At 39.5% G+C, this 13,836-nt stretch carries 13 protein-coding genes; 10 read left to right on the top strand and 3 right to left on the bottom strand.

Features of this window, described 5'->3' with window-relative positions:
• Positions 1-457: 457 nt before the first annotated feature.
• On the top strand, positions 458-1,204 hold the full coding sequence (locus D0T84_RS03995) for a CPBP family intramembrane glutamic endopeptidase (RefSeq protein ID WP_163306274.1): 747 nt from the start codon (positions 458-460) through the stop codon (positions 1,202-1,204).
• 439 nt (positions 1,205-1,643) lie between these two features.
• Positions 1,644-2,327 carry a tRNA (guanosine(37)-N1)-methyltransferase TrmD gene (gene trmD, locus D0T84_RS04000; RefSeq protein ID WP_163306276.1) on the top strand — a complete coding sequence of 228 codons (684 nt, stop codon included), beginning with the start codon at positions 1,644-1,646 and terminating at the stop codon, positions 2,325-2,327.
• Here the strand turns inward: trmD and D0T84_RS04005 are convergent.
• Together D0T84_RS04005 and D0T84_RS04010 are read right to left on the bottom strand one after the other, a co-directional pair.
• Positions 2,324-3,151 carry an energy transducer TonB gene (locus D0T84_RS04005; protein WP_163306278.1) on the bottom strand — a complete coding sequence of 276 codons (828 nt, stop codon included), beginning with the start codon at positions 3,149-3,151 and terminating at the stop codon, positions 2,324-2,326. The genes trmD and D0T84_RS04005 overlap by 4 nt on opposite strands.
• Complete coding sequence (locus D0T84_RS04010) at positions 3,148-3,723, bottom strand: RNA polymerase sigma factor (RefSeq protein WP_163306280.1); 576 nt, start codon at positions 3,721-3,723, stop codon at positions 3,148-3,150. Before D0T84_RS04010 ends, D0T84_RS04005 begins: the two co-directional genes overlap by 4 nt.
• Before the next feature lie 186 nt (positions 3,724-3,909).
• Between D0T84_RS04010 and D0T84_RS04015 the strand changes: the two genes are divergently transcribed.
• The 8 genes from D0T84_RS04015 (at position 3,910) to dnaA (ending at position 11,911) form a co-directional block, all read left to right on the top strand.
• The gene (locus D0T84_RS04015) at positions 3,910-4,107 is read left to right on the top strand and encodes a winged helix-turn-helix domain-containing protein (protein WP_163306282.1); all 198 of its coding nucleotides are present in this window, start codon (positions 3,910-3,912) and stop codon (positions 4,105-4,107) included.
• A gap of 175 nt (positions 4,108-4,282) precedes the next feature.
• Complete coding sequence (locus D0T84_RS04020; protein ID WP_163306284.1) at positions 4,283-4,579, top strand: hypothetical protein; 297 nt, start codon at positions 4,283-4,285, stop codon at positions 4,577-4,579.
• A gap of 17 nt (positions 4,580-4,596) precedes the next feature.
• Positions 4,597-4,902: a cell division protein ZapA gene (locus D0T84_RS04025; RefSeq protein ID WP_163306286.1), complete on the top strand. Its 306-nt coding sequence runs from the start codon at positions 4,597-4,599 to the stop codon at positions 4,900-4,902.
• A gap of 112 nt (positions 4,903-5,014) precedes the next feature.
• Positions 5,015-6,544 carry a ribonuclease Y gene (gene rny / locus D0T84_RS04030; protein WP_163306288.1) on the top strand — a complete coding sequence of 510 codons (1,530 nt, stop codon included), beginning with the start codon at positions 5,015-5,017 and terminating at the stop codon, positions 6,542-6,544.
• Between the two features lie 495 nt (positions 6,545-7,039).
• Positions 7,040-8,047, top strand: a complete 1,008-nt coding sequence (locus tag D0T84_RS04035; RefSeq protein WP_163306290.1) for a 2-hydroxyacid dehydrogenase — start codon at positions 7,040-7,042, stop codon at positions 8,045-8,047.
• Between the two features lie 17 nt (positions 8,048-8,064).
• Positions 8,065-9,255 carry an N-acetylmuramoyl-L-alanine amidase gene (locus D0T84_RS04040; protein WP_163306292.1) on the top strand — a complete coding sequence of 397 codons (1,191 nt, stop codon included), beginning with the start codon at positions 8,065-8,067 and terminating at the stop codon, positions 9,253-9,255.
• Between the two features lie 44 nt (positions 9,256-9,299).
• Positions 9,300-10,184, top strand: a complete 885-nt coding sequence (locus D0T84_RS04045) for an MlaD family protein (protein WP_163306294.1) — start codon at positions 9,300-9,302, stop codon at positions 10,182-10,184.
• 326 nt (positions 10,185-10,510) lie between these two features.
• Entirely contained in the window at positions 10,511-11,911 is a 1,401-nt protein-coding gene (gene dnaA / locus D0T84_RS04050) for a chromosomal replication initiator protein DnaA (protein WP_163306296.1), read from the top strand.
• A gap of 21 nt (positions 11,912-11,932) precedes the next feature.
• On the opposite strand, the gene D0T84_RS04055 is transcribed toward dnaA, so the two are convergent.
• Complete coding sequence (locus D0T84_RS04055) at positions 11,933-13,825, bottom strand: DUF3857 domain-containing protein (protein WP_163306298.1); 1,893 nt, start codon at positions 13,823-13,825, stop codon at positions 11,933-11,935.
• Between the last annotated feature and the right edge of the window lie 11 nt (positions 13,826-13,836).

Below are 13,836 nucleotides of genomic sequence, written 5' to 3' on the forward strand. Positions count from 1 at the left end.
CCTCAGTTAATGTCACTTTGTATCGTATTGCCATAGTTGCTTTTGTGGCAAATATACGATATTTGTCAGACATTATCAAATTGACATGACACTAGTATCTTTAATGCACTGTCGGGGAAGAGAGGGGTAACCTGCTCGGCATGAGTCAGTATATTGTTGTAGTGAGTATTTTTGTTGCAAGAAAAGGACAGGAGTAAAATGCAGATAAGTAAAGGAATGTGTTTCATAGCAATGTGTTTGTTGCAAATATAAAAAATAAGTGTGTATTAGCATTAAGAGCCTGTTTAAATTTTATAGCAAATCTTTTCTCTGAGTACCCTGTCTGTAAGGGTAACATAGCAAGCTCTTCGAAAGTATATGAAATATTTTTTGTCATGTACTGTGCAATTTTTAGTTAAAATAAGACAAGGGTTCTCAGGTATTCCTATCTTTACAGTTTCTCATATCTAAAAAAGCAATGACACAGGAATTTAATCGCATCTGGAATAGATTTTTGAAATTCGATTGGAGATTCGGATTGGCTCTCCTTATTATTGTTTGTACCATCAGGTTTATAATAGTACTGGAGGCGAATGTTACAGGGAGCTATTCTGTCGTTTCTTATGTAATGATTTTTTCGGCTCTTACCCCTTTCATTTTCTTGTCGAAGAAGGGGAGGAGGCAAATAGGGATGACGAAGCCGGATAGTTATATGTGGTTGCTTTATTCCTTGTTTATCGGGTTCATCATAGCGTCATTGTTATTCCTGTTAGGTTATTTCCTGTACTCCACCAGCTATAGCAACTGGTATGTCTACATCGGTAATTCCTATAATATACCTGTGGGGATTGCCGGGAAGGATAAGTTGGTCTATTTTCTGATAATGGCGATAAGCGGGATGATTTTTAGTCCTATAGGGGAGGAATTGTTTTTCAGGGGTATTGTACACGGAAGTTTTTCGAAGTCTTTTGGCGATAAAAAAGCGTCTGTTATCGACAGTCTGGCTTTTGCCGTAACGCACCTCTCCCATTTTGGAATTGTATATATATCAGGCGTCTGGAAGTTCCTGCCTGTTCCGGCTCTGTTGTGGGTTGCCGGAATGTTTGTCCTTAGCCTTTTCTTCTTCCTCTGCCGGAAAAAAAGCGGCTCTATACTGGGTGCAGTATTATCCCATGCCGGATTCAATTTCGGAATGATCTTCTGGATTTTTTACGGATTAAATTAGAAAATAATTATCTTATATAAAAGGTCTTTGACATAGAGCCTGTTTAAATTTTAGCGAAAATTTTTATTACAGGTTCAGGTCAATAGTTCTTAGCAATTTTTTTTATGCTCTTTTTAGCGTCTTTTTGGCTCCGCCGATTTTCAATTCCCTTTTTACTCTTGGTTTAGCCCGCTAAACCTGCTGGCAAAAATGATAAAATCCATCTAAAAATAGCTATAAAAAAGATTTGCTATAAAATTTAAACAGACTCTAAGCCGTGCTTTTATCCCGTAAGGAAAAAGTAACATCGTAGAACATTCAAAATAGTGTCACCTTTGTCACTTTTTGTATGTAAATATCTGTAAATTAGGTGTCAATGCTTTTATGTATCCCAATTATTAATTATTCACTGTCAATTATTAATTGAAAGGCTTACCTTTGCGTTATATTATTTGAGATTATGCGCATAGATATAATAAGTGTGTTGCCGGAAATGTTTACCGGGCTACTCGATTGTTCCATACTGAAGAGGGCACAGGATAAGAAGCTGGTTGAATTTGCCGTCCATAACCTGCGGGATTATACTACCAATAAACATCGCAGGGTGGATGATTACCCTTTTGGCGGAGAAGCGGGGATGGTTATTCAGATAGAACCTGTAGATAATGTTATTGCTGCTTTAAAACTACAAAGGGAGTATGATGAAGTAATATATACATCGCCCGATGGCGAGGTCTTCAATCAGCAGATAGCCAACCAGATGTCTTCGTATGAAAATATAATAATCCTGTGCGGCCACTATAAGGGGATTGATTACAGGATACGCGAACACCTTATCACGCGCGAAATATCCATAGGCGATTATGTACTCACAGGAGGAGAACTGGCGGCAGCCGTTATGGCGGATGCCATTGTGCGGCTTCTGCCCGGAGCGATAGGGGATGAACAATCGGCCTTATCCGATTCTTTTCAGGATAACCTGTTGGCACCACCCGTCTATACCCGTCCGGCTAAGTATAAGGGCTGGCAGGTTCCCGATATCTTACTGTCGGGACATCAGGCTAAGATAGATGAATGGAAACTTCAGCAGGCCATAGAGCGTACTCAGCGACTACGTCCCGACCTGTTCGAAAAGAAAGATTAGAATACAACCCTTACCATTACGCGTTCAGTGCCCGGCATCCATTTAGGGCCGTTTTGTATCAGGCGGATAGCCTCGTTGTCGCATGTTCCGCAGAGGCTTTGCCTTACTTCAAACAGGTATGGCTTGCCCTGCTCATCCACAGAGAACTCTACGGCGACCATTCCTTCCCTGTCTTTGCAGGAGTCATCGGTAGGACGGCGCATCGAGTATTTCAGGTACAGGTTGTATTTCTCATATCCGCCCATGGGTTCTGGCTTGCCTTGTTTCATGCTGAGCGAGGAGATGCCGGCTTCATCCTTGAAGTTTTCGGGGGCGTAGACTTCCACGAGGGCTTCATCCTGCTGTTCGGCTAATACGGTAAGTTCCCTTTCGCTGACAGCTATCGCCTTCTGGTCTATCCTGAATTTGCTGATGTTCGGCTTATGTATCTTTGCCACTTCAGTATTATGCATGGCTATTACAGCGATGTTTTCCGTATAATACTCTTCGGGTACATATATATTGATAATGGAGTTTACTCCCTTATCCTGAGCTTGCAGGTCGTTGGATTTGTGATACCCTATGACCATATATCCGCCTACCGCGAAAATGACAACCGCGCACGCGGCCACACTTTGCCAGATGGAGTGCTGCTTTTTCCTGACGGCTTTCGTCTTGGTTACAAGGCGTCTCTGTATATTGTTTATCCGTGCTATATGGTCGTCGTCAATGCTGTCGAATCCCTCTATCGCTTCATACATAAACGGATCTTTCATCGAATCTTTTTCTATCCGATGAGCATCAGAGCCCTTTCTTTGTCCTTTTATGTAATCTAAAAAATTCATTCTTTCAGGTTTTTCTCAATACAAATTTTTAAATTCCGTTTTCCGTTTTGTATATAACTCTTCACGCTTTTCAGATGAAAACCGGTCTCGTCTACTATTTCTGCATAAGACTTGTCTTCATAGAAGAACTTTTCCACAGATATACGCTGAGGCTCGGGAAGTTTCTCGAGGCACTTGTTCAGCGCATTCTCCTTTTCTTCATCCACATCCTCACTTAATAGATCCAAAACGCTATCGGATTCCATAAATTGGGAGTCGAAATTTACTATAATTTCCCTTTTATTTTCTTTAAGGATGTGAAAGCAATGATTTTTAACAACACTATAAAGCCAGTTCTTGAAAACCTTAATTTCATAACCATGTATTTTCTGCGAAAGGTTTTCGAAGATGTCTATAACGGCGTCCTGCGACTCTTCGGGGTTTTGCAGGTACTTCAGGCATAACCCGTATATAAGGGGAATATACCGTTCGTAAAGCTGTTGAAAGTATTCAGCTTCACCCGTTTCTTTAAAGAGCGACAAGAGTTCCTCGTCGCCATACTCTTTTTTCTTATGCAGGCTAAAAAAACGCAAGACCAATGAATTTTACACAAAACTACAAGAATTTGGTTAAACTCCAAATAAAACCGATATTTAACTGTTTTGTCATAAATCTGCGATTTGGTTAAAAAATGTAATATAAAATTGTTTGACTAGTCTATTTTATGTATTTTTGTATCGAAAATAATAACGAGTTTAATTTTTTAACTAGCACCCATTATGAAAGAAAAAATTGGAACAAACGCAGGTATTATTTGGACTTATCTTGATGCAGAAGGTAATAAATCTTTAAAGGAAATCAAGAAAGCATGTAAATTAACAGAAAAAGACATGTATGCAGCCCTTGGTTGGTTAGCAAGAGAAGGTAAGATAGCCTTCAACGAACTAAAAGACGACTTGCAGGTCGTTTTACTGTAAAAAGCCCAAAAAAGACTAACAAGGAAGAGGTATTTATCATATAGAATAAGTACCTCTTTTTGTTTGAGTGTCTGTTTAAATTTTATAGCAAATCTTTTTTTAAAGAATTAAGCAGGTTAATAATTTTGTTAATTCGTTGCTATTATTTATTTTTGTGTAACATTTTAGCCGTTTTATGACAAAAAATGATGAAAAGCTTCTTGCTGAATTCGAAATTAGAATGAGGCAATTGATGTATCTCTGTGATATGCTTAAAGAAGAAAATGCACAGATAAGGCAGCAGCTTGCACAAAAGAATGCTGTGATTGAGGCTTTGTCATCAGAAATAGATGGGCTGAGAACAAAATATGATAATTTGAAATTTGCCAAATCTTTCTCATCGGGCAATGAAGAAGAAAGGGACAAGGCAAAGAAACAGTTGTCAAAATTAGTGCGGGATGTAGATAAATGTATCACCATGCTGAAAGCTTAAAAAATAAATATGACGTTATGGATGAACATTTAATTATTAATCTACGGGTGGCTGACATGAGATATCCTCTTCGGGTCAAACGCGAAGCAGAAGAGGCCTATCGCAGGGCTGCAGAAGAAATAGATTATAAGTTAGTACAATATAAAAATTATTTTACGGGAACTTCCGATCGTTCGTTGCGTGATATAGATTATATGGCAATGACATCGATACAGGCCGTGGTGGAGAAAGTTGAACACCAGATGCGTGCAGAATCTTTTGAGGTTAAAATCAAAAGTTTGACGGAAGAACTGGATGCTTATTTGAAAGATAAGGTAAAGTAAAATTTTAAATTGAAAAATATCTAGAGCACTAATTTCAAATGTGGGTTATCCCATGTTTGGATTAGTGTTTTTTAGTTTATTAATATTAGTTTTTATCAAAGAAAAATAGAATATGGATATATTATTGTATGTAATTGCCTTTCTTGTCGGAGCTGTTCTGACGTGGGTAATTTTGAATTTTATGGCGAATTCGAAATTCAAGCGTCAGGTAAAAGAAGCTGAACAGGAAGCAGAGGTAATAAAGAAAAATAAGTTGCTTGAAGTAAAAGAGCAGGCTTTGCAAATGAAGTCTGAATTTGAAAAGCAGGTAAATAGCAGGAACTCGAAGTTGCAGGCTGCTGAAAGTAAGATAAAGCAACGTGAGTTAGGGCTAAATCAGAAGCAGGAAGAACTTCAACGTAAGAGAAATGAAGTAGATGCCATTAAGATGAATCTTGATGCGCAACTAGAAGTTGTGGAGAAGAAAAAGCAGGATTTAGATAAACTGCATAAGCAGGAAGTAGAAAGGCTGGAGGCCCTTTCGGGCTTATCTGCCGAAGAAGTGAAGGAGAAGTTGGTGGAAGCCCTGAAAGACGAAGCACAGACACATGCCCAATCCTATATCAATGAGATAATGGAAGAAGCCAAGATGACTGCTAACAAAGAGGCTAAGAAAATTGTAGTACAATCGATACAGCGTGTAGCTACCGAGACAGCCATAGAGAATGCGATAACCGTATTCCATATAGAATCGGACGAGATAAAAGGACGCATTATCGGACGCGAAGGCCGTAATATCCGTGCATTGGAAGCTGCTACGGGAATTGAAATCGTGGTAGACGATACGCCGGAAGCAATCGTGCTCTCAGGCTTTGACCCTGTGAGGCGTGAGGTTGCCCGTTTAGCATTGCATCAGCTTGTTGCTGACGGACGTATCCATCCGGCGCGTATAGAGGAAGTCGTAGCTAAAGTGAAGAAGCAGATAGAGGAAGAGATCATTGAAACCGGAAAGCGTACGACTATAGATTTGGGCATACATGGCCTGCATCCCGAACTGATACGTTTGGTAGGGAAAATGAAATACCGTTCTTCTTATGGGCAGAACCTGTTGCAGCATGCCCGTGAGACTGCAAACCTTTGCGCGATTATGGCTGCCGAACTAGGGCTGAATGTGAAGAAGGCCAAAAGAGCAGGTCTGTTGCACGATATAGGTAAGGTGCCTGACGATGAGCCGGAATTGCCACATGCTTTATTAGGTATGAAGCTTGCCGAAAAATATAAGGAGAAACCGGATGTATGTAATGCAATCGGGGCTCACCACGACGAAGTGGAGATGGCAAGCTTGTTAGCGCCGATTGTGCAGGTTTGTGACGCTATTTCGGGGGCACGTCCGGGAGCGCGCCGCGAAATCGTGGAGGCTTATATTAAGCGACTAAACGACTTGGAACAACTGGCATTGTCATATCCTGGTGTATTAAAAACATACGCGATACAGGCAGGCCGCGAACTGAGGGTTATTGTAGGTGCCGATAAGATCGACGATATTGAAACGGAAAAGCTTTCGGCAGATATAGCCAAAAAGATTCAGGACGAAATGACCTATCCGGGTCAGGTGAAAATCACAGTTATCCGCGAGACAAGAGCAGTAAGTTACGCAAAATAATACTGCGTCAAATATAGAAACTGTTTAAATTTTATTCGTTCAAATTTTTAGAGATGTTTTAGAGATGCTTTTTTTCTTCCACGAAACGATAATAGCGGGCTATTTGAGTTGAGTGAAAGGAAAAAACAACCTAAAACAACCTAAAAATGAACGAAGAAAAAGGTATAATAAAATATTCGTATAAAATTTAAACAGTTACTAAACAAAGGGAGCTTTCACAAGCTCCCTTTATTGTTTGTATGAAGTAGTGAATTCCGTGTCTTATAAAATAAGACTTCCGGAGTTTTTTATAAAGAAGTGATATAAACAGGTTGCTATATCCTCATTTGATTTCCTTATATAATTAGTCGCTACAGACAGCCTGAAATCACACTTTTATGTGAAAATTCTTTTAAATATATCATTGCGAAACAAATAGCTTTCTTATAGTTTTGAGGATAAAAGTTATTTTGTTTACTTTTGCAACCAAAGTATAGAAATAATAAAACAAAGATTATGGCATACAAAATAGCTGTTTTTGATGCAAAACCGTACGATAGGGCTACTTTTGACAAAGTAAATGAAAAATATGGTTTCGAATTAATATATCACAAAGAACATCTTGATATAAATAATGTTATTCTGGCCAATGGCGCCGATGCCGTTTGTATTTTTGTTAACGCGCTGGTTGACGCGGAAGTAGTGTCGAAGTTGAAATCTTATGGCGTGAATTTGATAGCGCTTCGCTGTGCCGGTTTCAACAATGTAGATATTGCGGCGGCGGCCAAGCAAGGTGTTCGGGTAGTGCGTGTGCCTGATTATTCTCCTCATGCCATTGCCGAACATACATTAGCGTTGATGCTATGCCTGAACCGTAAAGTACACCGCGCCTTTTTGCGTACCCGCGACGGTAATTTTTCACTTGTCGGGTTCGAAGGATTCGATATGTATCAGAAGACCGTGGGCGTAATAGGTACAGGTAAGATAGGTAAAGTAGCTATCGGTTTGTTTAAAGGTTTGGGGATGAACGTCCTGGCTTACGACCTGTATCCTGATACTGCTTTTGCCGAATCGGCGAATATAAAGTATGTAACGTTGGATGAATTGTATGCTAATTCGGATATAATCACGCTACATTGCCCTTTGACAAAGGAAACAGAATACCTTATCTGTGACGAATCCATCAGTAAGATGAAAGATGGGGTTATGATTGTAAATACAGGCCGCGGAAAATTGATTCATACGAAGCACCTGATAGAAGGCCTTCTCAGCAGGAAAGTCGGCTATGCCGGACTGGATGTATATGAAGAAGAAGGCGCGTACTTCTATGAAGACCATTCGGATGCGGTGATGACGGATGATGTACTTGCCCGTCTGCTCTCATTCAATAATGTTATCGTGACCTCACATCAGGCATTTTTTACACAGGAGGCCATGGGAAATATAGCAGGTACAACCTTGGATAGCATTTCGGACTTCTTTGCCGGAAAAGAGTTGAAGAATGAAGTGATATACAAGGCATAATTCATATAAGAAACAGAATGAAGAGGATCCTGAGTTTTTTTCTTTTTTTACTTATCGCCTGTTGCACGGTTTACTCTGTCAACTCCAAGTTTGTAGTAGTGATAGATGCCGGCCACGGAGGAAAGGATACAGGAGCTACCCGTGGCATATATAAAGAAAAGAATATAAACCTGAGTGTAGCTTTGGCCTTAGGGCAGCTTATCGAGAAGAACTATAAAGACGTAAAAGTTGTATATACCCGCAAGACGGATGTTTTTATCGATCTGGATAGGCGGGCGGATATAGCGAATATGGCAAAGGCTAATTTATTTATATCCATACATACAAACTCTACCGCGGCAAAAAGAACGGCCGTGTCGGGTGCCGACACATATATATTGGGGTTAGCCCGTAGCGAGGAGAATCTGGAAGTAGCCAAACGCGAGAACTCGGTTATTTTGCTTGAAGATAATTATACAACCAAATATGAAGGCTTCGACCCTAATTCGCCGGAGTCGTCTATTATATTTGAGTTTATGACCAATAAGTTTATGGAACAAAGCCTGCACTTCGCGTCTTTTGTTCAGGCAGACTTCCAGAGTGTGGCAAACCGAGCCGACAGAGGTGTACGTCAGGCAGGCTTCCTTGTATTGAGAAAGACCAGCGCGCCAAGTGTACTTATCGAATTAGGTTTTATAAACAATCAATCTGAAGCCAGTTTCCTTTCATCAAAAGCCGGTCAGCAGTCTATGGCCTCGGCCATTTATTCGGGCTTTAAGAAGTATAAGCGTGATTTTGACAAGAAACAAGGCAAATTAGTTGTAGAGCCAAAAGATAAAGATGAATTCTCTTACGATACATCAGATAATAAGAAGCCGGATGTGAAAGAAGCTGTTGCAGCAACAGTAGAAGTGCCCGTAGTCCCTGCAAAGGCGGTGAAGTCGGAAAGTAAGACGGATAAAAGTAATCCGGAATCAAATAGTAAGAGCACAGGCAATCAGATTGAATACCGGGTGCAGTTCCTTATTTCGCCTAAAAAACTGCCTGCTAATTCATCTGCATTCAAAGGACTGTCGCCAGTTACATATTATAAAGAAGGTAATTCATACAAATATACTTACGGCTCGGCTACCGATATGAACGAAATTGTGAAAATACAGAGACAGGTAAGGGCAAAATTTAAAGATGCATTCATCCTTAAATTTAAAAACGGAGAACGGGTTAAATAATTAAAGCATATTTAAAAAAACACTAACATAGAGTAGAGAAAATTATGGGTAAGATATCAAAAGAAATGAAGATAGGCATGGCCTTTATAATTGCAATATTCTTATTGTATTATGGAATTAGTTTCCTTAAGGGAATAAACATATTCAGACCATCCAATTCATACATGGTTGTTTTCGACAATGTGGAAGGCCTCACTCAGGCTACACCGGTTACATTAAACGGATACCAGATAGGTTTGGTATCGTCTATGAGCCTGGATACAAAACATGGAAATAAGGTTATCACTTATCTCGATATGAATAAAGGGATAAAAATTCCGAAAGGAAGTAAAATGATCCTTGATGTTTCGATGCTTGGCTCGGCGACTATAATGATGGAAACAAGTAACAGCGCGGAAGTAATATCTCCTTCAGATACGATAGTGGGCATACGCAATAAGGGTATGATAGACGCGGCAGGTAATATTATGCCGAGCGTGCAACAGCTGATCCCTAAAATAGACTCTATACTATCAGGCCTGAATGCTGTGATCAATAGTCCGGCTATGGCTCAGTCGCTATCTGATGTGAACCAGATTACAGGCGATCTGGCTAAGACAACCAAACAGCTGAATACGATGATGGCAGCCTTAAATAAAGATGTCCCTACAATTACCGGAAATCTCAGCCAGGTTTCTACAGACCTGACGGGGGTATCGAAGCAGTTTAACCAGATAGACATGGTCTCTACCTACAAATCTGTGGACGCGACTGTGAAAAGCTTAGAGAATTTATCTGCCCAGATGAACTCTAAGGATGGTTCTTTGGGGCTTTTATTGAACGATCGTCAGCTATATGACAGTATTGTGAACACGATGAGTAATGCGTCATTGTTGCTCAAAGATGTGAAAGATAATCCGTCCCGTTATATTAATGTAAAGGTCTTCTAAAAAGGCTTATTTAGAATTGTTCTAAATAAGAAAAAATGTTCATTTTTTTTAAAAGTGTAACACTAATACTTTTGGGGAGAAATATTGAGAATGTTAAAAAGAATTTGCGTTACAGAGTGCCTTTGTAAGACGTTGATTCTTATGGCTTTTGTGGCCGGCATAGGGGCTGATTTATAGAAAAGCCTCTAACTGGTTGAGTTTAAATCAGATATTTCTTTATCAAGAAAACCAAATTTAACCTCACTTTTTTTTCTTGAAAATAATGTGGAAATTTACATTCGGAAATAATTAATAAATATTCATTTTTTTATTCACAGTAAAAGTAAATGGAACTAGAATCAACCCGGAAATTATGGACTAATTGTTTGAGGATCTTTCAGGACAACGTCACTGAGGCCGCTTTCAAGACATGGTTTCTGCCGATTGTACCACTTTCTTATGAAAATAAAGTGTTTACAATACAAGTTCCAAGTCAGTTCTTTTATGAATATTTAGAAGATAAATTTGTAGATCTACTCAAAGCTACCCTGTACCGGGAGATAGGAAGCGACACTATATTACAGTACCGTATCCTTATGGAGAATACGACAAATACAGTGGTCGACTATCGTGGCGATGCCAGATCTACAACCGATAAAGTTATTAGCAAGAACGTAAATAAGGTTCCCAATCCGTTTCAGAAAGTTGTCGCTGATGATTTTGATTCGCAACTGAATAATAAATATACATTCGACAACTTCTTTGAAGGCGAAAGTAATAAACTGACCCGTACTGCCGGCGACGCTATAACGAAGAATCCCGGAAAGACAGCATTTAACCCTTTGTTTGTACATGGAACATCCGGAGTAGGTAAAACTCACCTGTGCCATGCCATAGGCAACAGGATAAAGGAGCTGTATCCTGATAAACGTGTATTGTATGTTTCGGCTCACTTGTTCAAAGTGCAGTATGCTGACGCGGGGCGCTATAATACGACAAATGACTTTATCAATTTTTATCAGGGGATAGACGTCTTGATTATTGACGATATTCACGAACTGGCTGGAATAGAGAAAACTCAAAACACATTATTTCATATATTCAATCATTTGCATCAGAATAACAAGCAGTTGATATTGACATCCGATAAGGCTCCTTCCGAGTTGCAGGGTGTTGAAGAACGTTTGTTGACGCGTTTCAGATGGGGACTGACTACGAAAGTCGATCATCCTGATAAAGCTCTTAGACTGAAGATCCTTCAAAATAAGATATTGCATGACGGATTGTCTATTCCTGAAGATGTGGTGGACTATATCGCCGAAAATGTTACCGATAATGCTCGCGACCTAGAAGGTATCATTGTTTCCATAATGGCTCACTCTTTGGTTTACAACAAAGAGATAGACTTACCTCTGGCCAGACGGGTTATCGGACAGGCGATAAAGAAGATAGAAGCGAAAAAAATAACTGTAAATGCAATAGAGACAGTCGTTTGTGATTTTTACAACATCAAGACCGAACTGATTCATACAGCATCCAGAAAGCGCCAGATCGTTCAGGCAAGGCAAGTGACGATGTATCTGTCGAAGAGCTATACGGAAATGTCTTTGGCTCAGATCGGATCCCTGATAGGGAAGAAGAACCACGCTACAGTTCTCCATGCCTGCAAAATAGTAAAAGAGCAGATGGAGGTTGATAAAACATTCAGGGAAGAAATAGCTGAAATAGAAAAAAAATTGAAAGGTTGAAAGTGATTTCAACCTTTTCTATTATATCTTCTTCAACACCAGCCTTCGTTTGATAGCCGAATTTATTTCATTGTAAAATGCCTTAATATCTTTATACTGCGCTTTGTCGTATCTCCCCGAATATATATCGATATTCTGTGTATATATGATTGTATTTCCCTCTGTGCTGCACTGGGTTTCAAATATTCCGTATGGCGTTTTTACAGATATGTCTTTAGGCGCGGATTCTACAGTATATGATTCCGGTATATGGAATGTGATAGTGTCCGATTCGGAATATCCGTTGTTTATCACAATGTCCTGTTTCCGGCTTGCTGCCGTGAAGATATTATAATTGCCTTTTCTGAGCGGGCAGGCAGAAGCGAACAGGCGTGTTCCGGTTTTATTCGTAAATTCGCTAGCTTCGAAATTCGCGGATAAAGAGCAGGAAGGTAGTTCCGACCTGTTTTCCGAGACTTCAATCTGTGAAACCTGCACTTTAGGCATATTTATATTTTCGTTGATATAACGCATTTCCTTCTCCCTGTCTTTGGATGTCATTCTGTAGAAATTATCTCCATAATGATGAAGATGTTCTACAAAGCATATTTTACCTTTAGCGCTCCCATCTTCCGATATATTGATATCCAGTTTTGATTCTTTTTTATTCAGTTGATCACTGTAAGTTGGCAATCGATAGAGTTCCCCTCCTTTTTCGTTGATAATTATGGTGTTGTGGCCTGCAATATTATCATGTATATATCCGAATGGAATTTTAGAATTTGTACATTCGAGCCAGACACTATCATTTTGCAGTGGTACAAGTAGTATTACATGATCTAGTTGATTGAAATTCGGAAAATCAGGTAACACATCCTTTGTCCTGGTCCCTATTACACAATAATTGGACGGTATATCTATTTCTTTAAGCATAGCCATCATTATGTTGGTAAGCCCTTTGCAATCACCAAATTTACTTCTGACCACCGTGGCGGCATCGATAGGTTGAAAACCGCCAATACCTAATTGGATACTAACATACCGATAGTTATTTTGCAGGTATTGGTACAATATATTTACCTTTTCCTTGTCGCTTTTGGCATCTTTTGTCAACTCTTTTATTGTATTTATGTATTCAGCGGGGAGTACGTCACGTCCTTTAAGTAGGCTTGATATCCATATTCCGTAACTTTTCCAGTCGGAAAGATTACCACACGAAGAGTCGTAACAGAAATCGGTAGGCATGAATAAAACTCTGGGCATAAGTTCAAGAAACGCCGGCTCAAGAGGTTCGCGGTCTATTGCTTTTAATCCTTCTGTAGATACCGAATATATGTGCTTGTTTCCTATAGTATTGTCACTGACTACACAGTCGAAGTTAGAATTATAACGCAAATTCATCCCTTCTGGCAATTCCAGTTTGTAATCAGCTTTTTCTACGGATACCATTCTGCTTGATACAGGGAAAAAAGGCGGATAATAGAGAATGCCGTTTTTCCATTTCTCCTGATAAGTATATTCTACAATATATGGAAATGTGGGTTGTTTGCATTCATAATAGATAGTATAACTATCGGTACTCAAATGTTCAGATATGGAAGACGTAGTTAAATCCTTCTTTCCTATCTTTTTTACTATAGTACCCGAAGAATTTCTGACTATCCCTGAAAAGTCTTTAAGTTCTTTAAACTTATCATATACTTCGTAGAAATTGCCATTTCCTTCCCCCTGTTTATTAAGAATGGTAATTACTTTGGTTACAGTGAATGTAGCATTGTTCAGGTCTGCCTGGCTAAACACCGCCGAATAATCGTTAACAATGGCACAGGCGTTCTCCCGCAGGCTGTCGACCCTCTGTTCTGTAGACAGAGCGGAGGCGGAAGCCAAAGTTGAGATAGATAAAAGTATGCAACTCCAAAATAATCGCGTATTCATATTGGTGTCAG

Source organism: Dysgonomonas sp. 521, from assembly GCF_010501055.1.
Lineage (GTDB): Bacteria > Bacteroidota > Bacteroidia > Bacteroidales > Dysgonomonadaceae > Dysgonomonas.